General features: G+C 68.1%; 24 protein-coding genes and 1 pseudogene. 11 read left to right on the top strand and 14 right to left on the bottom strand.

Annotation, left to right across the window (positions count from 1 at the left end; all coding sequences use genetic code 11):
• Positions 1 to 47 precede the first annotated feature (47 nt).
• Complete coding sequence (locus NP4_RS24225) at positions 48 to 950, top strand: aminoglycoside phosphotransferase family protein (protein ID WP_169813799.1); 903 nt, start codon at positions 48 to 50, stop codon at positions 948 to 950.
• Here the strand turns inward: NP4_RS24225 and NP4_RS24220 are convergent.
• The 4 genes from NP4_RS24220 to NP4_RS24205 are packed head-to-tail and all read right to left on the bottom strand — an operon-like array spanning position 937 to position 3,494.
• Entirely contained in the window at positions 937 to 1,278 is a 342-nt protein-coding gene (locus tag NP4_RS24220; RefSeq protein ID WP_068002048.1) for a VOC family protein, read from the bottom strand. The two genes, NP4_RS24225 and NP4_RS24220, sit on opposite strands and share 14 nt — an antisense overlap.
• Entirely contained in the window at positions 1,275 to 1,505 is a 231-nt protein-coding gene (locus NP4_RS24215) for an exodeoxyribonuclease VII small subunit (RefSeq protein ID WP_068002043.1), read from the bottom strand. Before NP4_RS24215 ends, NP4_RS24220 begins: the two co-directional genes overlap by 4 nt.
• On the bottom strand, positions 1,492 to 2,814 hold the full coding sequence (gene xseA, locus NP4_RS24210; protein ID WP_068002040.1) for an exodeoxyribonuclease VII large subunit: 1,323 nt from the start codon (positions 2,812 to 2,814) through the stop codon (positions 1,492 to 1,494). The genes NP4_RS24215 and xseA overlap by 14 nt, the downstream gene beginning before the upstream one ends.
• Positions 2,811 to 3,494, bottom strand: coding sequence for a lipid droplet-associated protein (locus NP4_RS24205; protein WP_068002037.1), 684 nt, complete (start codon positions 3,492 to 3,494; stop codon positions 2,811 to 2,813). The genes xseA and NP4_RS24205 overlap by 4 nt, the downstream gene beginning before the upstream one ends.
• Positions 3,495 to 3,732: 238 nt before the next feature.
• On the opposite strand from NP4_RS24205, the gene NP4_RS24200 reads away from it, so the two are divergent.
• A complete protein-coding gene (locus NP4_RS24200) occupies positions 3,733 to 4,737 on the top strand; it encodes a 4-hydroxy-3-methylbut-2-enyl diphosphate reductase (protein ID WP_068002036.1) in 1,005 nt (334 codons plus the stop codon).
• Positions 4,738 to 4,896: 159 nt separating this feature from the next.
• Here NP4_RS24200 and NP4_RS24195 read toward each other — a convergent pair whose 3' ends face one another.
• Together NP4_RS24195 and NP4_RS24190 are read right to left on the bottom strand one after the other, a co-directional pair.
• Positions 4,897 to 5,715 carry a DUF6542 domain-containing protein gene (locus NP4_RS24195; protein ID WP_211336004.1) on the bottom strand — a complete coding sequence of 273 codons (819 nt, stop codon included), beginning with the start codon at positions 5,713 to 5,715 and terminating at the stop codon, positions 4,897 to 4,899.
• A gap of 58 nt (positions 5,716 to 5,773) precedes the next feature.
• Complete coding sequence (locus tag NP4_RS24190) at positions 5,774 to 6,910, bottom strand: DNA recombination protein RmuC (protein ID WP_068002032.1); 1,137 nt, start codon at positions 6,908 to 6,910, stop codon at positions 5,774 to 5,776.
• A 114-nt stretch (positions 6,911 to 7,024) separates the two neighbouring features.
• Between NP4_RS24190 and NP4_RS24185 the strand changes: the two genes are divergently transcribed.
• Positions 7,025 to 8,191, top strand: a complete 1,167-nt coding sequence (locus tag NP4_RS24185; RefSeq protein ID WP_068002029.1) for an exonuclease SbcCD subunit D — start codon at positions 7,025 to 7,027, stop codon at positions 8,189 to 8,191.
• Positions 8,188 to 11,865, top strand: coding sequence for an AAA family ATPase (locus NP4_RS24180; RefSeq protein WP_068002026.1), 3,678 nt, complete (start codon positions 8,188 to 8,190; stop codon positions 11,863 to 11,865). The genes NP4_RS24185 and NP4_RS24180 overlap by 4 nt, the downstream gene beginning before the upstream one ends.
• Positions 11,866 to 11,874: 9 nt before the next feature.
• Here the strand turns inward: NP4_RS24180 and NP4_RS24175 are convergent, their stop codons facing one another.
• The 6 genes from NP4_RS24175 to NP4_RS24150 all read right to left on the bottom strand — a co-directional run bounded on the left by NP4_RS24175 (position 11,875) and on the right by NP4_RS24150 (position 17,822).
• Positions 11,875 to 12,246 carry a VOC family protein gene (locus NP4_RS24175; protein ID WP_068002020.1) on the bottom strand — a complete coding sequence of 124 codons (372 nt, stop codon included), beginning with the start codon at positions 12,244 to 12,246 and terminating at the stop codon, positions 11,875 to 11,877.
• Positions 12,247 to 12,336: 90 nt separating this feature from the next.
• Positions 12,337 to 13,038 carry a helix-turn-helix transcriptional regulator gene (locus tag NP4_RS24170; RefSeq protein WP_068002142.1) on the bottom strand — a complete coding sequence of 234 codons (702 nt, stop codon included), beginning with the start codon at positions 13,036 to 13,038 and terminating at the stop codon, positions 12,337 to 12,339.
• Positions 13,039 to 13,118: 80 nt separating this feature from the next.
• Complete coding sequence (locus NP4_RS24165) at positions 13,119 to 13,628, bottom strand: methylated-DNA--[protein]-cysteine S-methyltransferase (RefSeq protein WP_068002017.1); 510 nt, start codon at positions 13,626 to 13,628, stop codon at positions 13,119 to 13,121.
• On the bottom strand, positions 13,625 to 15,136 hold the full coding sequence (locus NP4_RS24160) for an AlkA N-terminal domain-containing protein (protein WP_068002014.1): 1,512 nt from the start codon (positions 15,134 to 15,136) through the stop codon (positions 13,625 to 13,627). The genes NP4_RS24165 and NP4_RS24160 overlap by 4 nt, the downstream gene beginning before the upstream one ends.
• A gap of 203 nt (positions 15,137 to 15,339) precedes the next feature.
• Positions 15,340 to 15,531 (bottom strand): YbdD/YjiX family protein, encoded by a 192-nt coding sequence (locus NP4_RS24155; RefSeq protein ID WP_068002009.1) that lies wholly within the window; start codon positions 15,529 to 15,531, stop codon positions 15,340 to 15,342.
• Entirely contained in the window at positions 15,528 to 17,822 is a 2,295-nt protein-coding gene (locus NP4_RS24150; RefSeq protein WP_068002006.1) for a carbon starvation CstA family protein, read from the bottom strand. Before NP4_RS24150 ends, NP4_RS24155 begins: the two co-directional genes overlap by 4 nt.
• 338 nt (positions 17,823 to 18,160) lie before the next feature.
• Between NP4_RS24150 and NP4_RS24145 the strand changes: the two genes are divergently transcribed.
• From NP4_RS24145 to ychF, 5 genes are all read left to right on the top strand, one after another.
• Entirely contained in the window at positions 18,161 to 19,426 is a 1,266-nt protein-coding gene (locus NP4_RS24145) for an ABC transporter substrate-binding protein (RefSeq protein ID WP_068002003.1), read from the top strand.
• Positions 19,423 to 20,331, top strand: coding sequence for a carbohydrate ABC transporter permease (locus NP4_RS24140; protein WP_082876177.1), 909 nt, complete (start codon positions 19,423 to 19,425; stop codon positions 20,329 to 20,331). The genes NP4_RS24145 and NP4_RS24140 overlap by 4 nt, the downstream gene beginning before the upstream one ends.
• Positions 20,332 to 20,342: 11 nt before the next feature.
• Positions 20,343 to 21,167 carry a carbohydrate ABC transporter permease gene (locus tag NP4_RS24135; protein ID WP_068002139.1) on the top strand — a complete coding sequence of 275 codons (825 nt, stop codon included), beginning with the start codon at positions 20,343 to 20,345 and terminating at the stop codon, positions 21,165 to 21,167.
• 129 nt (positions 21,168 to 21,296) lie between these two features.
• Positions 21,297 to 21,920 carry a TIGR03086 family metal-binding protein gene (locus tag NP4_RS24130; RefSeq protein ID WP_068001999.1) on the top strand — a complete coding sequence of 208 codons (624 nt, stop codon included), beginning with the start codon at positions 21,297 to 21,299 and terminating at the stop codon, positions 21,918 to 21,920.
• A 26-nt stretch (positions 21,921 to 21,946) separates the two neighbouring features.
• Positions 21,947 to 23,041 carry a redox-regulated ATPase YchF gene (gene ychF / locus NP4_RS24125; protein WP_068001996.1) on the top strand — a complete coding sequence of 365 codons (1,095 nt, stop codon included), beginning with the start codon at positions 21,947 to 21,949 and terminating at the stop codon, positions 23,039 to 23,041.
• 145 nt (positions 23,042 to 23,186) lie between these two features.
• On the opposite strand, the pseudogene NP4_RS40180 reads toward ychF, so the two are convergent.
• Positions 23,187 to 23,740: pseudogene (locus NP4_RS40180) on the bottom strand (GNAT family N-acetyltransferase).
• A gap of 433 nt (positions 23,741 to 24,173) precedes the next feature.
• Positions 24,174 to 24,374 (bottom strand): hypothetical protein, encoded by a 201-nt coding sequence (locus NP4_RS24115; protein WP_147288131.1) that lies wholly within the window; start codon positions 24,372 to 24,374, stop codon positions 24,174 to 24,176.
• A gap of 331 nt (positions 24,375 to 24,705) precedes the next feature.
• Here NP4_RS24115 and NP4_RS24110 point away from each other — a divergent pair, with 331 nt between their 5' ends.
• Both NP4_RS24110 and NP4_RS24105 read left to right on the top strand, forming a co-directional pair.
• Complete coding sequence (locus NP4_RS24110; RefSeq protein ID WP_068002136.1) at positions 24,706 to 25,053, top strand: VOC family protein; 348 nt, start codon at positions 24,706 to 24,708, stop codon at positions 25,051 to 25,053.
• Between the two features lie 156 nt (positions 25,054 to 25,209).
• A complete protein-coding gene (locus NP4_RS24105; protein WP_068001986.1) occupies positions 25,210 to 25,590 on the top strand; it encodes a hypothetical protein in 381 nt (126 codons plus the stop codon).
• Positions 25,591 to 25,961 lie beyond the last annotated feature (371 nt).

Genomic DNA, 25,961 nt, shown 5'->3' with positions numbered 1-25,961 from the left:
TGACCAAGCGAAACCTCCACCACCCTCCATTCGGCTAGGGTGAGCTGGTGGATAGCTCGGACTTCGGCTGGCTTGCGGAAGCTTTGGGGCAGCCGATCATCGAGGCGACCGCCACCGACTGGGGGCCTCGAAACCGCGCCGAGCTGGTGACCTTCGCCGACGGCACACACGCGATCGTGCAGCGATACCGCCGCCGCGCCGATGTCGAACGCCAGGTGCGCATTCTGGAGGCCCTGCGAGAACCTGCCGCCGCCAAGGGGATTCCGCTCCCGATCGTGCGCGCCAGCGATCTCGTCGCACAGACGCCCTGGATCGCCTTCGACGAATTACCCGGCGCCCCGGCGGAAGTCACACCGACCAGTACGCAATTTCCCGCCCTGGCCCACGATATGGGCGAACTACTTGCCGCATTCGCCGGAATCCATTGCCCGGACCTGGAACTCGACGACGCCTGGGCCCGACCCCGCTATCTGGCCGCCCGCGCCGACGCCTGGGCCGAATGCCTGGCCCCCGCGCTGACCCCGGCCCAGATCGCGACGATCGAGGACGTCCTCGACGACCTGCCCGAACTGTTCGAGGGCCGTCCCGCGGTGCTCGCGCACGGAAATTTCGTCCCCGGCAATATCCTCGTCGAGGGCACGAAGATCACGGGTCTGCTGGATCCGGACGCCCTGCGCCTGGCCGATCCGCTCTACGATGCGGCCTGGTGGGCCTGGACGGTGAGTTCGGCCGACCCCGAACTGCTGGCCGAATCCTGGCCCGCCTTCCTACTCGGCGCGGGTATGGATTTCGACGATCCCACCCAGGCCGAACGCGTCCGCTACCTGCAACTGATCCGCATGCTCGAACTGCTCGCCGACCACGACCTGGCCCCCGACGCATGGCGCACCGTACACGCGCGCCTCGCCCGCGTCCTCACGGCGCTCGGCCACGACTTCAACGATGACTGACCACGTTGACGATCGTGCCGTCGGGATCGCGCACGAAGAATCGCCGCACACCCCACGGCTCGTCGCGCAGCGCGTAGACGATCTCCGCCCCGGCCTCGGTCATATTCGCGTGCACCGCGTCGACGTCGCCCACTTCGACGCTGATATCCGGTTGCGGCCCTTCGGCATTCGGGCCCACCAGTATCACCTGCGCGGTCGGATTCGAGGGCGAGGCCATCGTGACCACCCAGCCCAGATCCATGACCTCCTCGAAACCCAGTTGCCGGTAGAAGTTCCGGCTCCGCTCCAGATCCGCACTGCTCAGATCCGGAACAACGCGCCGGATCATCCCTCGGCTTCCCGATCGCGCCGCGACAGCGCGTCCTCGACCCGCTTGCGCGCGCCCGCCAGATGTTCCTCACACCGCGTGGCCAGCGCCTCGCCACGCTCCCACAGCGCCAGCGAGTCGTCGAGATCCATACCGCCCTGCTCGAGCATCTTCACGACATTGACCAGCTCGTCGCGGGCGCGTTCGTAACCGAAGGTCGCGATTTCGGCAAGGTCACCGTCGCTCATCGGGGGACTCCTTCTGCGGGGGTCGGTCGGTGGTCAGGGATTGGCTGCCGAGGGCGGCCGCGCTGACCGCGCCGTCGGCGACCCGGATCCGCAGCTGCGTACCGGGCGGCGAATCGGCCACCGTGCGGATCACATGCCGCTCCTTACCCGAAACCCGCTGTACGACAGCGTATCCGCGCGCCAGCGTGGCGGCCGGTCCGACCGCGGTGAGCTTCTCGCGTAGATGCCGGGTGGCGGTGGACTGGGTGGTGACGATCTGGTCGACCGCGCGCCTGGCCGCCGTGCGCAGCCGCTCGGCCTCGTCGTAGCGCTGATCCAGTAACCGCAGCGGTTCGGCCAGCACCGGTCGCGACCGGACCTGGGTCAGCGCGCGCGCCTCGCGATCGACCCACCCGCGCAGCGCCGCGGCCGAGCGGTCCCGCAATTCGCGCACCAGGGCCAGTTCGGCCGCCGCGTCGGGGACGATGCGCTTGGCCGCGTCGGTCGGCGTCGCCGCGCGCAGATCCGCGACGTAATCGGCGATCGGATTGTCCGGCTCGTGCCCGATCGCGCTCACGATCGGAGTGGTCGCGGCCACGATCGCGCGGCACAGCGTCTCATCGGAGAACGGCAGCAGATCCTCCACGCTGCCGCCGCCGCGGGCCAGCACGATCACCTCGACCTCGGGGTCGCGGTCGAGTTCGGCGAGCGCCTCGAGAATCTGGGGTACCGCTGTCGGACCCTGTACCGCGGTATTGCGGACCTCGAATCGCACCGCGGGCCAGCGCCCCTGCGCCACGGTCAGCACATCGCGTTCGGCCGCGCTCGCCCGGCCGGTGATCAGGCCGATCGCCTTGGGCAGGAACGGAATCGGGCGCTTGAGCCGCGGATCGAACAGACCCTCGGCGGCCAGCAGCGCCTTCAACCGCTCGATGCGGGCCAGCAGCTCACCGATGCCGACGGGCCGAATCTCGGTGACCCGCAGCGAGATCGTGCCGCGCCCGGTGAAATAGGACAGCTTGCCGTACACCACGACCCGGCTGCCCTCCTGCAGCGGCGCCGCCGACGCGCGCAGCAGATCCGACTCACACGTCAGCGACAGCGACATATCGGCGGCCGGATCGCGCAACACCAGAAACGCCGTGCGCGCGCCCGGGCGCAGATTGATCTGGGTGATCTGCCCCTCGACCCAGACGCTGCCCAGCCGATCGATCCACTGCGCGACCTTGACCGCGATGCTGCGGACCGGCCACGGATTCTCGGGAGAATTCGCGGGTCGGCCGGGCGCATCGGCCCGGCCGGTCGGCGGCGGGGTGCTGGGATCGGTCACTTGGCCTGCACTGTGGCGATCCGATTCGTCAGCATGGTCACGAACGGGGCCCGGTCCCGGGTCTTCAGCTCGTAATCGAGCAGGGCGGCGAGGTCGTCGAGGCTGAGCACGCGCAGTCGCGCGCGCAGCTGGGCCAGGGTCATGGTGGCGTAGTCGTAGCGCACCGCGACCTCGGGCTCGACGACGCGCTCGGACTTGCCGTTACCCGAAGATTTTGCGGGAGCGGCGGTTTCCTCGGGCTCCTCCACCGGCTGCGGGGCGGTGAAGTCGCTTTCCGGCGCGAGTGGTCGCGGGGCGGGGGATTCGTTTTCCACGACCGGCGGCTGCGGGGCGGTGAAGGTGCTTTCCACCGACCCGGGTTCGGGCTCGTCGTACAGATCGAAACGGCTCACCCGGGTCGACGTCGGGGCGGAGCTGAAGGTTTGCTCGTCGGCGTCGTCTTCGTCGAATGTGGCCCATTCCGGCTGTTCGACGGGGCGATTGGCCAGTCGGTCGAATACCTCGTCGCCCTTGAGGGCGAGGCTGGTCACGAACTGTTGCGCATGCATGGTCGTCTGCAGCAGCTGGCTGATGGCGGTGATCGGGAAATTGATTGCGGCGGTGGGTAGCCGACGAGTTTCCTCAATCGCGTAAACAGCGGCTCCGGCGGCGACCCGGGCAATGAACGGAGGGCGGAACATGCTGTCAGCCTGCCCGAAAGCCGGTGCGATGCAAAGAGGAAGATATGCGTTCCCGGCTCGCCGCGTCGCGTTTCCGGCCATACGAGTCAGGCGCCCCTCAGGTCGTTCGGGAAATCCGTTGTTCGGTTTGTCGAGGATATATGGACCGGCTCGGGCAGTGTGCCGGTGCCCGGCGTGTCCTGCGGGGCTCGTCACGCTCGACATGGCCGAGCGCGCAGGTGCACGTAAGCTGGGGGCCATGTCGTCGGCTATCCCCTTGAACGTCGGAATCGCGCGGTCGGCCGAGTCCGCTGTGACCGGTGCCACGAAGCGCGTGCTGCTCGCCGAGCCCCGCGGTTACTGTGCCGGCGTGGACCGCGCGGTGGAGACCGTGGAGCGCACGCTGGAAAAGCACGGGGCCCCGGTCTACGTGCGCAAGGAGATCGTGCACAACCGCCACGTCGTGGAGACGCTGCGCGAGCGCGGGGTGGTATTCGTCGACGAAACCGACGAGGTGCCCGCGGGCGCGGTCGTGGTGTTCTCCGCGCACGGGGTCTCGCCCGCGGTGCATGAGGCCGCCGCCGCCCGCAATCTGCACACCATCGATGCCACCTGCCCCCTGGTGACCAAGGTGCATCAGGAGGCCAAGCGCTTCGCCCGCGACGATTACGACATCCTGCTCATCGGCCACGAGGGCCACGAGGAGGTCGAGGGCACCGCGGGCGAGGCCCCCGATCACGTGCAGCTGGTCGACGGTCCGGAGTCGGTCGAGGCCGTCACCGTTCGCGACGAGAACAAGGTGATCTGGCTCTCCCAGACCACCCTGTCGGTCGACGAGACCATGGAAACCGTGCAGCGGCTGCGCGAACGCTTCCCGAAGCTGCAGGATCCGCCGAGCGACGACATCTGCTACGCCACCTCCAACCGCCAGACCGCGGTCAAGGCGATGGCCCCGGCCTGTGATCTGGTCATCGTGGTCGGCTCCCGCAACTCCTCCAATTCGAAGCGACTCGTCGAGGTGGCCCTGGGCGCGGGCGCCAAGGCGTCGTATCTGGTCGACTTCGCCCGTGAGATCGAGCCCGCGTGGTTCGAGGACGTTCGGACGGTCGGCGTCACCTCCGGCGCCTCGGTTCCCGAGATCCTGGTTCGCGGCGTACTGGACCTGCTGGCCGAATACGGCTACGCCGACGTCCAGCCGGTCACCACGGCCAACGAAACCCTCGTCTTCTCCCTGCCCCGCGAACTGCGCGCCGCCCGCCACTGAAACCGGGCGTTCTGTAACGGCTTTCGGTTTACCACGATGTAACCACGTGTGGGGACGGTGTCGCGCGTCGGTGGGCCGAACGGCACCGTTGACCGGGTGTGGGAAGAGGGGCGCACCCGGCGCGGCGTACCGCCCGGCGGGCAGTGCCGGTGCGGTGCGTCAGCGATCGATACGACCCGAATCCCGTTCGCGGTAGCGGACATTGGGACGCGGATGCGGGGGCACATCGCCGCCGTAGGCCGCGCGATTGCGGCGCGGCGCGGAATCGCCCGCGGCGGCGCGCTCGGAGCCGCGGGGATAGCCGGAGCCGGGGGAGACCCGCGGCGGGCGTTCGGCGACCTTTCCGGTGGTTCTACGCGCGGTCCGCGATCCGCCCTCGGGATCGGCCTTGCCCGCGGCCGGCGACTCGGAACGGCCACGGCGACGAGTGGTTTCGGAGGCCGACGAGGACAGGCCGCGACGCGCACGATTACCGGCGGACGGCCGCGGGCCGCGCGAATCGCCCTTGCGGGAACGATCACCGCCCTTGCGCGGTCCGGGATCCTGCCGCTGCAGGAACACCCGCGCGCCGCCGATCGCCAGCACCAGCACCGTCGCGATGGCCATCAGGGGGAACCGATTCACCAGCGGGATGGCCAGATTGAACAGGATGTCCTTGAGCGAGGTCGAACTGTGGCCCGTCAGCTGCTGATAGGCCAGGGGCACCGCGACGAACAGCAATAAGGGCGGCGTCACCATCGCGGTGAACAGGCCGCGATAGCGCACCACGAGCGCCGCCAGCACACATCCGATGATGTAACAGGCAGCGAATACATGCGTCAGCTGCTGGCCGCTGCCTCCGGCATCGATGAAGAATCCGATGAACGTGCACGCCACCGCGATCAAAACCGCCGCACCGGCCGGGACGCCGGGCACCGACGGGATGATCGATCGGTGCGATGCGAGCACCTCGGATCGGTCGCGTTGGATAGCTGCCACGTAAAGCACACTATCTGTAGCGACCGAACCGTGTACCGAGGCCGGGCGGATGGGCAGGTCAGTCGCTGGTGTCGGCGCCTCCCACGGCCCGCGGCCACGCGTCCACCCGGCGGATCTCGGGCACATCGCGATCGCCGATCTCCAACTCGTGCAGCCGCCGCGCGGTGACCATGACCCTCGACTCCACCGTGGCGACCGTCTGATTGAACGCCTCGACCGATTTACCCAGCTGAGCGCCCAGCCGATCCAGATGCGTGCCGGTCGTGCTCAGCCGCGTATACAGTTCGCGGCCCAATTGCTGAATGGTTGCGACATCGCGGGACAGCGCCTCCTGCCGCCAGCCGTATGCGACGGTGCGCAGCAATGCGATCAGGGTGGTCGGCGTCGCCAAGATCACGTTCCGGCCGAAGGCATATTCCAGCAAACCCGCATCGGCGGTGAGCGCGGCGTCCAGGAACGGATCACCGGGGACGAACAGCACCACGAATTCCGGCGACGGATCGAAGGCCACCCAGTAGGCCTTGTCCGCCAGCTGATCCACGTGGGCGCGTAGATGTTTGGCGTGGCGGGTCAGATGTTCGGTGCGCAGCCGCGGATCGCTCTCGCCACCGGCGTCCAGATACGCGGTGAGCGGCACCTTGGCGTCGACCACGATCTGGCGTCCACCGGCCAGGCGCACCACCAGATCCGGGCGCACCCCGCCATCGCGTCCGGCGGCGCTGACCTGGGTGTCGAAATCGCAGTGCCGCGACATCCCGGCCAGTTCCACCACGCGCTCCAATTGGATCTCACCCCACCGCCCGCGGACCTGCGGCGCCCGCAGCGCCGATACCAGCTGTCCGGTCTGGGTGGACAGCTGATGCGATACCCGCTGCATGCCCGCGACCTGTTCGCGCAGGCCGGAATAGGCGTTGATGCGACTGTGCTCGACCTGGCGGATGTGCTGCTCCAACGCGCCGACGGCATCACGCAGCGGCTCCACCAGCGTCCCGATCGCATGGGAATTGCGCCGTGCCGCATCCTCACTCGCCGCGCTCAGCGATTGGCGCAGCAGCCGCTCGTTGTCGTGCAGTGCCGCCAGCCGGGCCTCGGCCGTGATCGCGCGTTGCCCCGCCCGCGCGGTATGGCCCAGCCAGCCGAGTCCGAATCCGGCACAGAACACCAACAGCAGCGCGAACAGCATCGGTGCGGTCATGGAAGCAGATAGTGCCCGATACCACCGACAAGTCGGCGCAACCGTGGCGTTTCTGCGCCACGCGCGGCCAGGCGGTTTCGATTCTGTCGGTGCGATGGCCTACGGTTTCGCGGCATGCGGATGCTGCACACCTCGGACTGGCATATCGGCCGCACCTTCCACGGTGTCGATCTGCTTGCCGACCAGGCGCGTTCGCTGGAGCTGATCGCCGAGGTCGTTGCGGCCGAGGGGGTCGAGGTCGTACTGCTGCCGGGTGATGTGTACGACCGGTCGATTCCGAGCGCCGACGCGATCGCGGTGTGCAACAGGGGTTTCGAGGCGATTCGCGCCGCGGGCGCGGTGATCGTCGCCACGTCGGGTAATCACGACTCGCCGACCAGGCTCGGTGCGCTGGGCAGTTTCGCCGCGGCCGGTGGCCTGCATCTGCGCACCACCGTCGCCGATACCGACCGGCCGGTAATGCTGTCCGACGCATACGGCGAGATCGCCTGCTACGGCATCCCGTATCTGGAACCGGAGATCACCCGCGTCGAACTCGATGTGCCGCAGGCCCGCTCGCACGCCGAAATCCTCGATGCCGCGATGGCCCGGATCCGCGCCGACCTCGCCCGACGCGGCAATCCGCGCTCGGTCGTGCTGGCGCATGCCTTCGTGGTGGGCGGCGAGGCCACCGGCTCGGAGCGCTCGATCTCGGTCGGCGGGGTGGAGACGGTCCCCGCGGGCGCCTTCGACGGCATCGACTATGTGGCGCTCGGGCATCTGCATTCGCCCCAGACCCTGACCGAGTCCATCCGCTACTCCGGCTCCCCGCTGCCGTACTCCTTCGCCGAACGTTCGCACAGCAAGGCGGTCTGGCTGCTCGACCTCGGGGCCGACGGTCTCACCGCGGTCGAGCGGCGCGATCTGCCCCGGGTGCGCGGCCTGGCCCAACTCACCGGCCCCCTGGACGAGTTGCTCGCCGACCCGGCCCATGCCGACTGCGAGGACCACTACGTCTCGGCCACCCTCACCGACCACGCCCGTCCCGTCGACGCCCTGCGCCGTCTGCGGACCCGCTTTCCGCATGCGGTCCACGTGGAATGGTCACGCCCCGAAGGCAATCCGGAATTGCGCTACCGTGAGCGCGTGCACGGTCGCCGCGACACCGAGGTCGCCCACAGCTTCCTGACCGATGTTCGCGGAGAGCCGTCGGCGAGTGAGATGCAATGGGTCGAACGTGCGCTCGCGGCGTCGACCGCCCACACCGAAGCCGTCCTCCGGCCGGACGAGCTCACCGCATGAGGCTGCATCGCCTGGAGGTCACCGCCTTCGGCCCGTTCGCCGAAACCGCGGTGGTCGATTTCGACGAATTGGGGGCCGACGGGCTGTTTCTGCTGCACGGGCAGACCGGGGCCGGTAAGACGACGGTGCTCGACGCCATCGCCTTCGCGCTCTACGGGCGGGTGCCCGGGGCGCGCGGGGAGAGTAAGCGGCTGCACTCCGATCACGCCGATCCGCAGACGCCGCCGCGGGTGCTGCTGGAGGCGACGCTGGGCGGGCGGCGCCTGCGGTTGATCCGGTCGCCGGAGTTCGAGCGGCCCAAGAAGCGGGGGACCGGATATCGGACCGAACAGGCCGCGGCCACCCTCGAGTGGCTGGACGGACGGGGCCAGAACCTCTCTCGCATACCGGATATCGGCGATGAGGTGGTTCGACTGCTCGGCATGAGCGCCGATCAGTTCTTCCAGGTGGTGCTGCTGCCGCAGGGCGATTTCGCGCGATTTCTGCGGGCGGACAACGAGGATCGCGAGAGACTGCTGGAAAAGCTTTTCGACACCGAGCGTTTCGGCGTCGCCGAGCAGTGGCTGGCCCAGCGCCGCCGCGACAGCGCCGCGGAATTGGAGATCCAGCGTCAGAATATCGACCGCCTGACCGCGCAGGTCGGCCTGGCGGGCGGGGTCGGCCCGACCGAGGCCGTCGGTCCGCTGGAGGCCGTGGAATGGTCGCAGCGACTGCTCGCCGACGCGCGCACGCACCTCACCGAGACCACCGCGGAACTCCAACGCTGCCAGCGGGATTCGGCCCAGGCGCACACCACCGCCGAACACCAGCGCCGATTGCACGACCTGCATCGGCGATTGGCCACGGCCCGCGCGCAGCTCGCCGAATTCACCGCCACCGCCGACCAGCGCGCCCGCCGCCGCACCGAACTCGACCGGGCGCGTCGCGCCGAACCGGTCGCGGACAGCCTGGCCGAGGCACGCAACGCGGCCGTCACGGTTCGCCGCCGAGCCGACGAAACCCACGGCCTGGCCGAACGCCTCGCCGACCGTCTACTCGAACCGGCGAGTGCCGAACTGTCGGGAACATACTGGGCCGCAACGGATCTGGCCAACACCGAGCTGTCCGATACGAACCGAGCCGAGGAACTGCGAGCCATCCCGCCACTCGCGGCCGACACCGCGCGGCAGGACGGTTCGGCGGCTGGTTACGGGCATGCCGACGCGGCTGATCGAGGCGAATCGGGAGATACGGCAGCGCCTTTCGAAGTAGTCGAGCCAGACGAGACGAGTGAGCGGCCCGAAGCCGCCGCCCCCGAGGAGCTTTCGATACCCGGCAACTCGCAGGGCGCGGCCGATGCCAATGCCGAGCCCGGACTCTTCACCATCGAACTCGCCGAACCTTGCAGCGACGATGCCGAGCCTGGCCTGTTCGCTCTCGTCCCGCTGGACCGGCCGGCCGACAACCGCCCGCTTCGCGCGGTGGCCGATGCCAACACAACCGCCCAGCCGCAGCCGGGTATCACATCCACGTCGAATGCCCCTGAGCGGCCGGCCGAGGACGGCCGCGCGACGCGTCCCGTGGCCGACAATCGTCCGCTTCGCACGGTGGCCGATACCGGCGCAACGGCCCAATCGCGGCCGGGTCTCGCGCCTACGACGAATGCCGCTGAACCGCAGGGTATTTTTTCTGTCGGCGGGGGTGCGCAGCCGGCCGGGCCGTCCGACGCGACGAACGGCATCGATACCGCGATCCAACGTTGGACCGCCCAGGTGGGCGCGTTGGACGAGGTGCGAATCGACGCCGACTCCTCCCGTCGTCTGGCCGCCGAACTGGCGGAGATGCGTAAGGAGCAGGGGCGTCTTACCGAGCGGATCGCCAAGGTTTCCGCTCGGCGGGCGCAGTTGCCCGATGCCATTCGATCCGCTGAGGTTCGCCTGCGGGAGGCCGCCGATGCGGTCGCCGAACTTCCCGGGCTGGCCGCCGATTGCGAGCGGTTGCGCGCCGCCGCCACGGCCGCGGTGGAATTGGTGCGGGTGCGCCAGGATTCGGCACGCGCCGAGGCCGCGCACGAATCCGCCCGCGCGGCGCACAACGACGCCCGTGAGCGCACCCTCGATATTCGCGAGCGCCGATTGGCCGGTATGGCAGCGGAATTGGCGGGCGCGCTGGTCGAGGGTGATCCGTGCGGCGTCTGCGGATCGACCGAGCATCCGGCCCCGGCCCGGGCGGTCGCCGCGGCGGCCTCGAAGGATGACGAGGAGCGCGCGGTCGCGGCCGAACGCCTCGCCGAGACCGCCCGCGATCGCGCGCTGGCCCAGCTCACCGACCTGCAACGCCGGATCGAGATCCTCGTCGAGCGCGGCGGCGACGGCGACAAGGCCGAATTGACCGCCGCCCTGAACACCGTCACCGCGCGTTACGAATCCGCGAGCACGAGCGCGACCCGCCACGACGATCTGACCGTCGAATTGGCGCGCCTGCGTACCGAGGACACCGGCCTGCAGGAGGAACTGCGCGAGGCGCAGAGCCACGCCAGCGCGGTCGCCGAACGCATTCTGGCCGCCGATCGTCGCCTCGCCGAGGTCACCGACCGCCTGCGGATCGCCGCGGGCGCCGACGGCACCGTGGAGCGCCGCCGCGCCCGCCTGGACGCCCTCATCGCCGACGCCACCGCCCTGCGCGCCGCGCGCACCGAAACTGCCTCGGCCCGAGAGCATCTCACCGCCGCAGCGCGCCGCGTCGAGGTATCCGCCCGCTCGGCCGGGCTGGTCGTCGACGCGGAAACGGTTGTGGCCGAGGGCGCTTCGGAACCGGACTACGCCGCCCTGGCCACCTACGCGAAGGTGGTCGACGCCGCCACCCGCACACCGCAGCAGCAGGCCGAGATCGACGCCGAACTAACCGCCGCCGACCGCACTCGCGCCCATGCCGAGGCGGTCCTGGCCGAACCGGATATCCAGACCGCCGCGACCTCGGAACCCGGCGACCTCGATACCGTGGAATCCCTTGTCGCCCAGTCCCGTACCCGCCTGGACGCCGCGGTGGCCGCCCACGCCGAAGCCACCCGCCGAGTCGCGCAGCTGGAGGAACTGGGCGGCCAGCTCTGGGCCGCGGTGGACCATATCGCCCCCGCCCAGAGCGCCCACGAGGAACTGGCCGAACTGGCCGATGTGGTCGCCGGTCGCGGCGCGAACAATCGCAAGATGTCGCTGCGCTCCTACGTCCTGGCCGCCCGCCTGGAAGAGGTGGCCCTGGCCGGTTCGGTTCGCCTGCGCCGAATGTCCGGCGGCCGTTACGAATTCGTACACTCCGACGCCGCGGGCCCCCGGGGTCGCCGCGGCGGCCTGGGCTTGGACATCCGCGACGACTACACCGGCGCCGTCCGCCCCGCCAAAACCCTCTCCGGCGGTGAGACCTTCATGGCCTCGCTGGCCCTGGCCCTGGGCTTGGCCGATGTGGTGGCCGCCGAATCCGGCGGCCTGGTCCTCGACACCCTGTTCATCGACGAGGGCTTCGGCAGCCTCGACGCCGACACCCTGGACGCGGTCATGGGCGTCCTCGACGAACTGCGCTCGGGCGGCCGGGTCGTCGGCGTCGTCTCCCATGTGGACGAGATGCGCCAACGAATCCCCAGCCGCCTGCACGTGATTCGCCAGCCCACGGGTTCGCGCCTGCGCACGATCGTGGCCTGATTCCCGCGCCTATCGAGGCGCGGGGGTGAACACCATGAACCGGTTGCCGTCGGTATCGAGCAGATCGGCGGAGACGAGTCCGTTGGGCGTCGTGGCGGGCGGTGCGAGCACCTTGCCGCCCAGTTCCGTCACGCGCTCACATGTCGCCGCGACATCGCGGACCATGACACAGAACACCGCGTATCCGGCCCCGGGCTGCTCGTCGTTCATACCGCCGGAGGGAACGGTCGCATCGGCATAGTTGATCAGTTGGTAACCGTCACCGCTGCCGGGATCGGCGCGGAAGCTCCAGCCGAACAGCTCGCCGTAGAACCGTTGGGCGGCGGCGGGATCGGGCGTGCCGATCTGGAACCAGGCCACGGTGTCGAAGGCTGGGGTCATCGAAGGGTCCTCCTCGGATCGCGATACAGCCCGAGCGGCTGCACTCGTCGAGCTTCGAGCACCGTGGCGACAACCCTGTGTCGGTGTTTTCTACAGCGCCACGGTCCGGACGATGCGATCCGCGGGCAGGTCGTCGAACTGCCGCCACCGCCGGGCGACGACGGCCCGCTCGCCCAATTCGGCTCCGGTGATCCGGTCGAGCCGGAAAACCCTTGCGTCGCCGCGCAACCGACACCAGCCGACCAGATACCAACCCTCCCCGCCGCACATCAACGCCATGGGTTCCACGCAGCGCTCGGTAACAACGCCGAACCGGTCGGCATACGACATCCGGATCACCCGCCGCTCGACAATGGCCTCGTTCACCACCCCCGCGCACGCACCCGAATCCGGTTCCGCCACCGCCTCCACCACCCGAACCCGTTCGGCCAGCGCCCGCGCGGCCCCGGCCGAAGCATCCGACAGCGCGGCCACGATCTTGGCCAGCGCCGCGGCCCCCGCGGCGTCGAACGGAGTGCCCCGCATCCGCCGCAGCGCGACCCCCATGGCCACCACCTCGGCGGGCGAGAAGTTCAACGGCGGCAACGACATCCGCTTGTCCAACGTATAGCCCCCCGTGCGCCCCACATCCGCGTAGATCGGCACCCCCGACTGCTGCAATGCCGAGATATCCCGCTCGATGGTCCGCACACTCACCTCATAGCGCCCCGCCAACTCCCGCGCGGTCCGCCGCCCCGGCGCCACCGCCCGCAAATCCTCGACCAGCGCGTACAACCGATCCGTCCGATTCATCGCCCACATCTCCCGCCATCAGCCGCGCGCGCAGAATACCGACAGCCACCGACAACCAGAGCTGAGCTTGCCGATGGATGTCAGGCGCTGTGGGTCTGCTCGTGGGACAGCAGCCAGTTCTTGACCTCCAACCCCCAGCGGAAGCCGCCCAGGGAGCCGTCGGTGCGAAATACCCTGTGGCAAGGGACGAACAGGGCCGCCGCGTTGCGGGCGCAGGCGTTGGCGGCGGCGCGGACGGCCTCGGGGCGGCCGGAGCGGTCGGCGAATGCGGTGTAGGTGACGGGGGATCCGGCGGGGATCTTGCGCAGGACTTCCCAGGCGTGCACCAGGAACGGGCCCGACAGCTGGCGGACGGTGATGTCGTCGATCGCGTGGAGTTCACCGGTGTGGTAGGTCTCGACGGCTCGGGTGATCGGGCCGAGGGCCTCGCGGTGGCGCAGTTCGGCGGGGCGCAGGGTGGGGTGGATGAGCAGTCGCAGGCCCTCGGCGTCGGTGGTCCAGCCCGCGGCCAGTACGGCGCCCTCGGCGTCGACGACGGTGGTGAAGGGGCCGATGGGGGTGCTCGTCGTCGCGTAATCGGCGAGACTCATTGCTGGACGCTCACTTTCACGGGGGTTCGGATGGGGGAGCCGTTCGCGGCGCCGTTGGTGCGTTCGGCCAGCGCTCGCTTCCACATGTGCATGGACAGATACGACCGCCACGGTGCCCAGCGCGCGGTCTCGCCGAGGTCGATGCCGAACAGCGTCGCCCCGCGCCGTACCACCAGATCGGTGTGCAGCAGGATGTCGGGGTCGGCCAGCAGCCGCATGGTCACATAGTCGGCGGTCCACGGCCCGACGCCGTCGAGGGCCAGCAGATCGCGCCGCACATCCGCGGCCGTACGCCCGGCGTGCAGCGACAGTTCGCCCGAGGCCAGCGCGCGGGCGGCCGACAGGATCGAGGTGGTCCGCCGGGTCGGCCCGGTCAGCACCTCGGCCCCGCGCTCGGCGATCGTCTCCGCGGACGGGAACAGCCGCGGCACCGGCCCGCTGACGGTCTCGCCCAGCGCCTCCACCAGCCGCGCGGTGTGGGTCGCCGCCGCGGAGACGGAGATCTGCTGGCCGATCATGGTGCGCAGCAACAACTCCGACGCGTCCAGGCAGCCGGGCACCCGGATTCCGGGACTGACCCCGGCCCCGGCCCCGAATCCGCCCGTGAGCGCCTCGTCGATACCCATGGGATCGGCATCCAGATCCAGCAGATGCCGCAACCGCGCCACGGTCGGGGCGAGATCGCGCATATCGTGCAGCGCGAGCCCGGCCCGCACATGTCCGGGCTGGACGCTCAGCCGCACGGTCGCATGCCCGTGCGGGGTGTGCAGGCTGCGGGTGTAGGTGCCGTCCTCCCACTGTTCGATGCCGGGCACCGCGTGCGCGGACAGGAACCATTCCAGCCACGGCTTGTCCAGCGGTTCGCGATAGGGCAGCCGCAGGGTGAGCATGCCGTTGGTGGCGGGCAGGGTGTCACCGCGCAGCCGTCGCGACTCCTCGCGCAGTACGGTCGGGCTCACCGCGAACACCTCGCGCACGGTGTCGTTGAACTGCCGGATGCTCGCGAATCCGGCCGCGAAGGCGATGTCGGACATCGGCATTCGCGTGGTCTGGATCAGCAGCCGCGCGGTATGCGCGCGATGGGCGCGGGCCAGCGCCAGCGGTCCGGCGCCGAGTTCGGAGGTCAGCACCCGGGTCAGCTGCCGCTGCGAATACCCCAGCGCCCCGGCCAGCGCGGGTACGCCGCCGCGCTCGATCACGCCATCGGCGATCAGTCGCATGGCCCGCGACGCCAGATCCGCGCGCGTGTTCCACAGCGGCGAGCCGGGCGCGGCATCGGGTAGGCAGCGGCGACAGGCCCGGAACCCGCTCTGCTGAGCGGCCGCCGCGGTCGGCATGAAGGTGACGTTGGAGCGTTTCGGAGTGATAGCCGGACACGATGGGCGGCAATAGATTCCGGTGGTGCGCACCGCGGTGAAGAAGTGCCCGTCGAAACGGGAATCGCGGGTCGCCACAGCACGGTAACAACGCTCGAAGTCCAGACCGTTCGCACTCACGCAGTCCACCATGTCAGTCCGAGCGGATCCGCGCTAGCGGAAATCAGCCAGCTACCCCCGCAAGACAACGTTTCTTAGTCATTCATTTCGGCTATTGATCGATTGCTCTCGGTGTGCTGCCACCCGCCCGGGCGATCCCGCGCCGAACCGCGCCCGCCCGCACAGGACGATCGGCGGGTTCCCGAGGGAAACCCGCCGATCAGCAATACTTCCGGTCAGCAGCAGCGGTTGGCCGGATTGCGCGCCGCGGCCGCATGCCGCTCACGCCAGTAGTCCCGCTCGCTCGGTACCGGGCGGTCCGGATGGTTGCGCCGCAGATGCTCCACGTAACGCGCGTAGTCCTGGCCGCCGAGTATCGAATTCATGTACCAGACGACGCCGCGCCCGGCCCGCAGGACGGTGTTCAATCCGCCGCCACCGCGTGCGCGGCTCCCGGAATCTTGACCCTGCCCGCTCTCGCCAGCTCGTCCCATTCGCTCTGCACCTCCTTCTCGGCCTTGGAGGCGAGGAAGCCCTTGGGGCCGAACAGCTTCGACGGGACCTCCGGGGTCTCGGTGGTCGGCCCGCCGCCCTTGCGCACGGCCTGGATACAGACGATCAGGCCCACCAGCGCCACGATCAGTACCAGCGCCGCGAAGATGATCGACAACGTGCCCTGGATGAACGTGTTGCGCACGACCTTGTCCATATCGGCCATGGTCTTCGCCGGAGCCAGCACCTTCCCGGCGGCCTGGGCGTCGCTGTAGAGGCTGTGCTGCTTCCAGTATCCGATGTTCTTGTCGGCGGAGAAGATCTTCTGCCAGGACGCGGTCATCGTGACGGTCAGATCCCACACCAGCGGTAGCGCGGGAATCCACGCCCACTTCAGATAGCCCTTCTTCACCACGATCACCAGCACCACGGTCAGCGCGACCGCGGCCAGCAGCTGGTTTGCGATGCCGAACAGCGGATACAGCGTGTAGATGCCGCCCAGCGGATCGGTCACGCCCATCAGCAGCACCGAACCCCACGCCGCGACCACGACGAACGAGCACAGCCACGCGCCCGGCAGCCACGACGGATCCTTGAACTTGCGCGCCGGGCCGCCCAGATTGCCCAGGGTGTCCGACAGCATGAACCGCGCGACGCGGGTTCCGGCATCGATCGTGGTGAGGATGAACAGCGCCTCGAACATGATCGCGAAGTGGTACCAGAACGATTTGAGCGCGGTGCCGCCGATGAACTTGTGCATCACCTCGGCCATACCGACGGCGAGCGTGGGCGCGCCGCCGGTGCGCGAGACGACGCTGGCCTCACCGACATCGCTTGCGGCCTGGTTCAGTTCGGCCGCGGTGATCGGCGTGCCGCCCAGTCCGAGGCCGTTGGTGTAGGCCGCGGCCTTCTCGGCCGTGCCGCCGGTCAGGCCCGCGCCCGCGTTCATCGCGAAGTACAGGTGCTGATCGAGGATGCTCGCGGCGATGATCGCCATGACCGCGACGAACGACTCCATCAGCATGCCGCCGTAGCCGATCATCCGCGCCTGGGCCTGCTTCTGCAGCAGCTTCGGCGTGGTGCCCGAGGACACCAGCGAATGGAAGCCCGACAGCGCGCCGCAGGCGATGGTGATGAACAGGAACGGGAACAGGCTGCCCGCGAACGACGGACCGCTCGAGTTGCCCGCGAATTGCGACACCGCCGGGGCCTTCAGCACCGGCATCGTGATCACCACGCCGACCGCCAGCAGCACGATGGTGCCGACCTTCATGAAGGTCGACAGATAGTCGCGCGGCGCCAGCAGCAACCACACCGGCAGCACCGAGGCGATGAAGCCGTAGACGATCAGCAGCCAGGAGATGGTCGTACCCGAGAGGGTGAACAGGTCGCGGCCCCAACCGGATTCGGAAACCCAGCGGCCCGAGACGATCGCCAGCAGCAGCAGTGCGAAACCGACCAGCGACACCTCGCCGACCTTGCCCGGCCGCACATAGCGCAGGTACAGGCCCATCAGCACCGCGATCGGGATGGTCAGCGAAATCGAGAACACGCCCCACGGGCTGCCGCCGTGCAGTTGGCCGTCGGCCCCCTTGGTCGCCGCCAGCGCGTTGACCACGACGATGCCCAGCACCGCGAGCAGGATCACCATGATCACCAACACGGCCAGCAGTGCCGCGATGCCGCCGACCACGCCGAGTTCCTCACGCGCCATCTGCCCCAGGCTGCGTCCGCGTCGCTTGACCGACGCCCACAGCACCAGATAGTCCTGCACCGCACCGGCGAGCACGACGCCGACGATGATCCAGATCGTGCCCGGCAGATAACCCATCTGTGCGGCCAGGACCGGACCGACGAGCGGACCCGCGCCGGCGATGGCGGCGAAGTGATGGCCGAACAGGACCCGCCGGTCCATCGGCATGTAATCCTTGCCGTTCTCCAATTCCTCGGCGGGCGTGGCGATGTCGTCACGCGGCTTGGTGATCCGATATTCGATCAGCCGGGCGTAGAACTGGTAGGCGAGGATGTAGGTGCACACCGCCGCGATCACGATCCAGACGGCGTTGACGCTCTCGCCGCGCGCGACGGCCAGGACTACCCAGGCGGCCGCGCCGAGTAACGCGATGACCAGGAAGATGCCCTTCTTGGCAGGCGAGAGGGAAGAACGGTCCACTACGCCCACGGGAGGTAGGTCGGGTTCCGTTCGGAGGTATTCGATGGTCGCCATGCGAGCTACTCTCCCGTGTTTCTAACTAGGTCTTGCGGAAACGGACACAACGTAGCCGAACCGACGCGCGCGCGGGTGCGACTTCACCAAGTCCGAACATTCGGACTGCATGGTTACATGCCCGTCTCACATATTGCACATCTGTATCTCACATTTTGATACATGCCGAGGGGTGGTCGGACGCTACGGATCGCCGATGCTCGTTGATTGCCACGCTTCCGATTGTGCGCTGCGTATGCTGCGGTGCCGGTACGCGGCATTGTCGCCGCGCCCCACCGCTGTCCTGGTAATCATCGCGGAGGGAGGTCGTCGTGCGTCGCCGCACCCTGTTGGGGGCCATGCTCGCTGCGCCGTTGCTGACCGCCGATTGTGGCGCTGCGGATGACGAGGCGCTCACCTTCTTCTTCCAGGCTCGGCCCGAGGAAGCGCGCGCCCGGCTGCGCATCATCGCGGAATTCGGTAAACGTCACCCGGACATCAGGATTCGCACCGTCCTGTCCGGACCCGATCCGCTGCAGCAGATGCTGACCTATTGCGCCGGAGGTAAATGCCCCGACGTGCTGATGGCGTGGGAACTGCTGTACGCGGGCCTGGCCGAACGGGGTGTGCTGCTCGATCTGCGCACGCTGCTGGGCCGAGAGCCCGAGTACGCCGGAGCCCTGCGCGCCGACAGCTACGGTTCGCTCTACGACACCTTCGGTTACGGCGGCGGTCAGTACGCGCTGCCCGAGCAGTGGTCCGGGGTGTTCCTCTACTACAACCGGAAACTGTTCGACCAGGCCGGGATTCGCGCTCCGGACAGTTGGGAGCGGGCCTGGACCTTCGTCGAATTTCGCGCCGCGGCACAGGCGCTGACCCGCCGTGAACCGGGCGGGCGGGTGCGGCAGTGGGGTTTCGTCGACGGCTGGGTGCCGTGCTATTCGGCGGCGTGTTTCGGGATGAACAATGGGGCCGAATGGTTCAGCCCGCCGGTGGCGCCGGTGCGCACCAATATCGGCGATCCGCGCTTCGCGGCCGGTGTGCAGTTCTATGCCGACCTCGCGGTGCGCGACCGGGTGGCCCCGGATGTCGGTGACCGGCAATCGGTCTCGGCCTACGACCTGTTCACCGCCGGGCGCGCGGCGATGCTGCTCGGCGGGCACTGGCTGTATTCGGAGTTCGCCGCCCATGACGAGCTGGACTTCGATGTGACCGTGCTGCCGGTCGGCCCGCACGGCGGGCCCGCCGCGATCACCGATGTCGGCTGCACCGGCCTGGCCATCGCCGCCGCCAGCCCGCGGCGCGAACAGGCTTGGGAATTCGTCAAATTCGCCACCGGCCCGGTCGGGCAGGCCATCATCGCCGAATCCGGACTGTTCGTCCCGGTGCTGCGTTCGGCCATGCGCTCACCGGGATTCGCCGTGGCCCATCGGCGAATCCGCAACCTCGCGGTGTTCACCGAGGGGCCCGAACATTCGCGGCCGCTCGCGATCACCCCGGCCTGGGGGAAGGTGGATGCACTGCTGTCGCGGCATTGCAATCGGGTGCTCCGCGGTGCGGCGACGGCGGATTCGCTCGCCGATACGGCCCCTGACATCGATACATTGCTGCGGGAGCGGGTATGAGGGGGCGGCACCGACATCGACCCTCGGCGCTGGCGCGGCGTCGGGCTCGGGCCGGAATGGGTTTCGTGGCACCGAATCTGGCGGCCGTCGCGGTGTTCATGCTGTTCCCGCTGGGATTTTCGCTCTATCTCAGCTTTCAGCACTGGGATCTGTTCCGGCCCATGCGATTCACTGGGCTGGGCAACTATCGGCAGTTGCTCGGCGATCCGCTGTTCTATATCGCCCTGCGCAATACGGCGGTATTCACCGTCCTGACACTGGCGCCGACAGTCTTGATCAGCCTGGGCGTGGCGGCGGCGTTGAATCGGAGGGTACGGGGGATCGGGCTGTTTCGTACGCTGGCGTTCCTGCCGCTGGTGGCCTCGACCGTCGCCATGGCCGTGGTGTGGCGATTCCTGCTCACCACCGACTACGGGGCGGTGAATCTGGCGCTCGGCTGGTTCGGGGTGAAACCCGTACCCTGGCTGAGCGATCCGGGCTGGGCGCTGGTGTCGCTGAGCCTGGTCACGGTGTGGAAGAGTGTGCCGTTCGCGACCGTCGTACTGCTCGCCGCCATGCAGGGTATTCCGCAGACACTGTACGAGGCGGCGCGGATCGACGGGGCGGGCGCGTGGCGACGCTTCCGGTCGATCACCGTACCGCTGGTCCGGGGCGCGCTGTCGTTCGTCTTCGTCATCACCATCATCAATTCGGTGCAGGCCTTCGATCAGGCGTATGCGCTCACCGACGGCAACGGCGGGCCCGAGACCGGCACCTATGTGCTGGGAATCATGCTGTTCCAGAACGCCTTCCGCTTCTACGAGGTCGGGTACGCGGCCGCGCTGGCATGGGTGATCTTCGCGCTGCTGCTGGTGGCGACGCTGGTGCAGCTGTGGTTGTCGCGGCGGGAGACCGAGGCGTGGTGATCCAGCGGGCGATGCTGCGGCGGACGCTGCGCGGGGTGGGAATCTATCTCGTACTGGTGGTGATCGCGTGGTGTGCGATCGGTCCGATTCTGTGGGCGCTGTCCGCCTCGCTGAAAGGCGATGGGGACGTACTCGATTCGGCTCCGGTCCCGGCCGCGCCGCGGTGGTCCAATTACGGGCGGGTGTTCGAACTGCTGCCGCTGGGGCGGATGCTGCTCAATACGGCGGTGTATGCCGCATGTGTCACCGCGGGGCAGGTGTTCTTCTGCTCGCTGGCCGGATACGCCTTCGCGCGCTTGCGGTTCCCGGGCCGCGAACTGCTGTTCGTGGCGTATCTGGCGACGCTGATGGTGCCGCTGACGGTGACCGTGCTGCCGCAGTTCCTGCTCATGCGAGCCTTCGGCTGGGTGGACACCCCGTGGGCGATGATCGTGCCGGGCCTGTTCGGGTCGGCGTTCGGGACCTATCTCATGCGCCAGTTCTTCCGCACGCTGCCCGCCGAATTGGAGGAGGCGGCCATCCTCGACGGCTGCGGTACCTGGCAGGTGTACTGGCGGGTGCTGCTGCCGCATGCCCGTCCGGCCGTCATGGTGCTGGCAGTACTCACCTGGATCTCGGTCTGGAACGATTTCCTGTGGCCGCTGGTGATGATCCAACGCAACGATATCGCCACCGTCACTTTGGGTTTGGTTCGACTGCAAGGTCAGTACCACACCCAGTGGCCGCTGCTGATGGCCGCGGCGCTGATCGTGCTGGCTCCGCTGCTGCTGATCTACGCCTGCGCGCAGCAGGCCTTCGTGCGCGGAATCGCTCAGTCGGGGCTGGGCGGGCGGTGAGTACGGTGAGCGATCCACTCAGCGATACGGCGGTGAGCGATCCACTCAGCGATACGGCGATGATCGTTTTTGTCGGTGTACGCGCATAAGCTGTGCGGGACAACGCAAGACGATGGAAGGCACCACCCCATGAGCACCATCCCGCAGACCGACGCCGACCCGGCCGTCGCCCTGGCCCCCGTCTGGCGCGAGGTGCTGATCGCCTCGCATCGGGCGCTGGTCGATGTGGTCTCCGGGATCGGCGGCGATCAGTGGCAGCTGCCGACGCCGTGCGCGGAATGGAATGTCACCCAGGTGATCCAGCACGCCGCGGGCGATCAGCGCGCCTACGCCCGGGCGCTGGGCGTGGGCACCGGCCCCGATTACGACCCCTTCGCCCCCTCCGGCGCCATCGAGGGCACGGCCGCCACTCTGGTCGCCACGGCCGTCGACGAGGTGGCCGCCGCCTGGGGCCGCGTGGGTGAGGATGTGGCCACGGTTCCCACGCCGCTGCCGCACGGTGAACTCCCCACGCCCGTCGCGGCCGTGATGTGCGGGCTCGACGCGGCCGTGCACGCCTGGGATATCGCCGTCGCGACCGGTCAGCGCTCCCCGCTCACCGAGGAACTGGCCGAGGCGTTCCTCGCCGCGGCCACCGGTCTGGTCGAGCCGCTGCGGCAGTGGGGTGCGTTCGCCGCGGTCGTGGACGGCACGGCCGAGGACACCGCGGTCGACCGGCTGCTGCGCTACCTGGGTCGCAATCCTCGCCGCTGAGATCCGCCGCGTAGACTCTTGCTCTCGTGAGTCTCACCCTCGGAATCGTCGGCCTACCCAATGTCGGAAAGTCGACGCTGTTCAACGCGCTGACCAAGAACGACGTCCTGGCGGCGAACTACCCGTTCGCCACCATCGAGCCGAATGTCGGCGTGGTGCCGCTGCCGGATCCGAGGTTGGACAAGCTGGCCGAGCTGTTCGGCTCCGAGCGCATCGTGCCCGCGACGGTGTCGTTCGTCGATATCGCCGGCATCGTCAAGGGCGCCTCCGAGGGCGCTGGGCTGGGCAACAAATTCCTGGCCAATATTCGTGAGGCCGACGCCATCTGCCAGGTGGTCCGCGTCTTCGCCGACGACGATGTGATCCACGTCGACGGCCGCGTCGATCCGCTGGCCGATATCGAGGTGATCGAGACCGAGCTGATCCTCGCCGATATGCAGACTTTGGAGAAGGCCGTCCCCCGGCTGGAGAAGGAAGCCAAGGTCAAGAAGGACCGCAAGCCCGTCTTCGACGCCGCCAAGGCCGCCCAGGACGTCCTCGACGAGGGCAAGACCCTGTTCTCGGTTCGCGACCGCCTCGACACCGACAACCTGCGCGAGCTGTCGCTGCTGACCATCAAGCCGTTCCTCTACGTCTTCAACGCGGACGAGTCGATCCTGACCGACGAGTCCAAGACCGCCGAACTGAAGGCCGCCGTGGCCCCCGCCGACGCCGTCTTCCTCGACGCCAAGGTGGAAGCCGAACTCCTTGAACTGGATGCCGAATCCGCCGCCGAACTCCTCGAGTCCATCGGCCAGGCCGAACCCGGCCTGCACGCCCTCGCCCGAGCCGGTTTCCACACCCTCGGCCTCCAGACCTACCTCACCGCGGGCCCGAAGGAATCCCGAGCCTGGACCATCCACCAGGGCGACACGGCCCCCAAGGCCGCCGGCGTAATCCACACCGATTTCGAACGAGGCTTCATCAAGGCGGAAATCGTAGCCTTCACCGACCTGGTCGAGGCGGGCTCGATGGCCGCGGCGAAGGCAGCGGGGAAGGTGCGGATGGAAGGGAAGGATTACGTGATGGTGGATGGGGATGTCGTGGAGTTCCGTAGCGGATTAGCCTCGGGGAAGAAGTAAGGCAGCGCGGGTATCGCTGCTGTTGGAGACTCTGCTCACCCCCCGTCCGGTGTCCGGGCGGGCTCTGTCTTTCCGGCGGCGCGACCCGTTGGCCGGTTCGGTTGGCGCGATATGCGGCATGTGAGCGCGTGGTCTCGGCTTGGACTCACGGCTTGCTGGTTGAGCGCATCCTTTCGGGAATCACCAGGGCTGAGCTTGTGCTCTCCGTGTTCGGGGCCCTCGATCGGGGACCGTCCGGGCAATAGGTCTCCACAGGGGTCATCCCGAGCTTCTCCATGACGTTGCGCGAGCCGCGGTTGACGAACATCGTTTCGGCCCAGACCATGCGCACCCCGAGCTCGGTGAACGCTTTACGCGGCAACGCCGTCGATCCCTCGGTCGCGTACCCTCTGCCCAGGCTGCCTTTCGGAACCGATAACCGAGCTCGACCTCGTCGAGCGGGCCTTCGGCTTTGGGGCGCAGGATGAACCAGCCGCTACTCTTCTCGTGCGCGGCGAACGTGCCGTAGGCATCCCGCTTTTCGTATTGGCCCACGATCCGGGGCATGATCCCGTTGTGAATCTTTTCCGGCGGCATCGGCACTCCGCCGGACAGATAGCGCATCACGTCGGGGTCGCTGTCGAGCTCAATGAGCAGCTGAGCATTGTTCTCGGTGAAGCGACGCAGAGTCAGTCGGTCGGTCTCGAGATAGACAGCCATACGCGATGCTCACATGGAGCAGATCAAACCATCCAGTGGTTTTCCATCGCACCGTCGTCACGCCCCAATCTGATGCACGCGGAGCGGCTGCATGAGCGGACATACAACGGCACAACCGATCTCGCTCTCCCGAGCGCGCGGGTCGCGGCATCTCGGTGTGTCGGTTGTCTCTGAAACACTGGCATCCGTGGCGAATTGGAGTGAGTTTCATCGAAGTAGTCCCGATCTTGCCGACACAGGCCGGGCGTTGTTGTACCAGGTCGGTGTCGGACTGGGCTTCCTGGCCACCGTTCGCCGCGACGGAGGACCCCGCGTACATCCGATATGCCCGCTGCTGCTCCCAGACGACCCCGTCGGGACAGAGCTGTATGCGTTCATCGTGCCCGGACCGAAACAAGACGACCTCCATCGTGACGGCCGGTACTCCCTGCACTCATTCCCGTGCGAGGACAACGAGGACGCGTTCTACTGCACCGGACGAGCCGAGGATGTCGCCGATGCTGGCATCCGCCGAGCCCTCTCGGATCTGTTCGTCGCTGAAAGATCGAAGTTCGATGTCGCGGCTCCCGACGCTGACGCGCACCTGTTCCGTTTCGGCCTGGACCGTGTCCTGGTTACCCGGACTGTCGGCCATGGCGATCCCGACCCGCAGCACACGACCTGGCGCGCCCCCACCGGGTCACAAGGACCTAAGTCGTAGCGCACCCAAAGCTGATGCGGCAACCGGATACTTACGGGACGTTCAGCGCCGCAGTCGATTTCGCCGTGTAGAACGCGCGTTATGCGGGTGCGGCTTCAGGCGTCCGGCGGGCCGAGATGATCTCGGCCCATTGACGTTCTGGACGCCACGCGGACCCGTTCGAACCGCGCGGGTCGCGGCAATATCGGGCGCCCTCGCTCAGTCCGATGATTTCCGGCCGCGGTCGTAGTCCAACCTTGCGTAGCAACGAACAGGAGTGGTTGAAATGGACCTGTACAGCGTGATGTGCGTGAGTGACCGGGCCCGGGCAATAGGCTGGTACGCGGTGTTCTTCGGACGTCCGGCGGATGAGGTCATCGGCGAGGAATACCTGTGGCAGACCGGCGCGAACGCGTGGCTCGTTGTCGACGACCGCGAGGTTCGCGCCGCCCGGGTGGGCGGGGCGATGATCACACTGGGCGTCACGGACCTCGATGCCTTCCTGGCTCGATTCGCTGAACACGGCATTGCGTACGGGTCGGTCGAGACCTACAGCAAAGGGGTGCGGCACGTCGAAGTGCTCGATCCTGACGGGAACAGCCTGTCGCTCGCCGAAGCACCGCCAGTCCGGTAATCGACATGCGGTGCGTTGGGATGCGCTGCCGGTCAACCAGTTTGGCCCATTGACCAACGCGCGCCCAGCGGCAATATGGTGCGCTCGTATATCTGCCGCTGAGTCGGCGGCGGTATTCGGTTGCCTGGTGTGGCATTAGCGTGTTGACATGGGCGTATGACCCTGAGGGTGCATACGGTCCTCTTCGATCAAGACCGCGAAATGACGTTGTTGGACGACCTTGCACCGGGTGCGGATTTTGCGGGGTTCGAGAGCTTCCGCACCACAGTGTGGGGCTCGGATGCCATGCGCGCGTTGGGCGCCCGCTATTTTCCTGTCCTGAACGGCGAGAACATGCTCACTGTCCTGCCCGAGGAGGTCGCCGACTTCCTGCACGAGTGCGCGACGGTCGAGGCCCACCTCGCGGAGATCGCGCCGCACACCGACCCACAGCACTCCCACGGCTGGCATGTGGAGGAGATTTCGGGGCGGCTGGCGACTATCCAGGCCGCCGCCGAACGGGCGCTGGAAGTCGGTGGCGGGGTTCTCATCTGGTAGATCGTGATCGATCGCGCTGGACATGCCATGCGGCGGCCGGACCGTACCTGCCGTTGAACTCGTGAATGGAATATTCGCTCATCGGCAGAAGCGGACATTCTGCGGGGCAGTCGATCTCACCGCGCATACCGCCCGCCACGGGGGAGCCATTATCGCTCACTCGCCCTGTCTGAAGTCAGCATGGACGGGGGTGACGCAGAGGTGATGTGCGGTCGTCGTCCGGTCGGCGTGATGGTGCCTGAGAGCAGCGATACGGCAGGAATCGACTGTGACTTGTCAGGTCAGCGAGCCGGAGAGTTTCGTTACCTTACGTAACGTGGTGGGCGGCGTGGCGATACACCGTTCGGGTCCTGGCCGCAGGCCGTGTCCCC

Source organism: Nocardia pseudobrasiliensis NBRC 108224 (assembly GCF_001613105.1).
Classification (GTDB): domain Bacteria; phylum Actinomycetota; class Actinomycetes; order Mycobacteriales; family Mycobacteriaceae; genus Nocardia; species Nocardia pseudobrasiliensis.
This window is presented reverse-complemented; position numbering and strand designations above follow the sequence as displayed.

Coding starts and splice junctions, on each gene's coding strand:
- NP4_RS24165 (WP_068002017.1), bottom strand. CDS start 13,628: ATGAGTCTCGCCGATTACGCGACGACGAGCACCCCCATCGGCCCCTTC.
- NP4_RS24220 (WP_068002048.1), bottom strand. CDS start 1,278: ATGATCCGGCGCGTTGTTCCGGATCTGAGCAGTGCGGATCTGGAGCGG.
- NP4_RS24215 (WP_068002043.1), bottom strand. CDS start 1,505: ATGAGCGACGGTGACCTTGCCGAAATCGCGACCTTCGGTTACGAACGC.
- NP4_RS24205 (WP_068002037.1), bottom strand. CDS start 3,494: ATGTTCCGCCCTCCGTTCATTGCCCGGGTCGCCGCCGGAGCCGCTGTT.
- NP4_RS24160 (WP_068002014.1), bottom strand. CDS start 15,136: ATGGTGGACTGCGTGAGTGCGAACGGTCTGGACTTCGAGCGTTGTTAC.
- NP4_RS24200 (WP_068002036.1), top strand. CDS start 3,733: ATGTCGTCGGCTATCCCCTTGAACGTCGGAATCGCGCGGTCGGCCGAG.
- NP4_RS24185 (WP_068002029.1), top strand. CDS start 7,025: ATGCGGATGCTGCACACCTCGGACTGGCATATCGGCCGCACCTTCCAC.
- NP4_RS24115 (WP_147288131.1), bottom strand. CDS start 24,374: ATGGCCGACAGTCCGGGTAACCAGGACACGGTCCAGGCCGAAACGGAA.
- NP4_RS24135 (WP_068002139.1), top strand. CDS start 20,343: ATGCTGCGGCGGACGCTGCGCGGGGTGGGAATCTATCTCGTACTGGTG.
- NP4_RS24180 (WP_068002026.1), top strand. CDS start 8,188: ATGAGGCTGCATCGCCTGGAGGTCACCGCCTTCGGCCCGTTCGCCGAA.
- NP4_RS24150 (WP_068002006.1), bottom strand. CDS start 17,822: ATGGCGACCATCGAATACCTCCGAACGGAACCCGACCTACCTCCCGTG.
- NP4_RS24110 (WP_068002136.1), top strand. CDS start 24,706: ATGGACCTGTACAGCGTGATGTGCGTGAGTGACCGGGCCCGGGCAATA.
- NP4_RS24170 (WP_068002142.1), bottom strand. CDS start 13,038: ATGAATCGGACGGATCGGTTGTACGCGCTGGTCGAGGATTTGCGGGCG.
- NP4_RS24145 (WP_068002003.1), top strand. CDS start 18,161: ATGCTCGCTGCGCCGTTGCTGACCGCCGATTGTGGCGCTGCGGATGAC.
- NP4_RS24130 (WP_068001999.1), top strand. CDS start 21,297: ATGAGCACCATCCCGCAGACCGACGCCGACCCGGCCGTCGCCCTGGCC.
- NP4_RS24140 (WP_082876177.1), top strand. CDS start 19,423: ATGAGGGGGCGGCACCGACATCGACCCTCGGCGCTGGCGCGGCGTCGG.
- NP4_RS24190 (WP_068002032.1), bottom strand. CDS start 6,910: ATGACCGCACCGATGCTGTTCGCGCTGCTGTTGGTGTTCTGTGCCGGA.
- NP4_RS24175 (WP_068002020.1), bottom strand. CDS start 12,246: ATGACCCCAGCCTTCGACACCGTGGCCTGGTTCCAGATCGGCACGCCC.
- NP4_RS24105 (WP_068001986.1), top strand. CDS start 25,210: ATGACCCTGAGGGTGCATACGGTCCTCTTCGATCAAGACCGCGAAATG.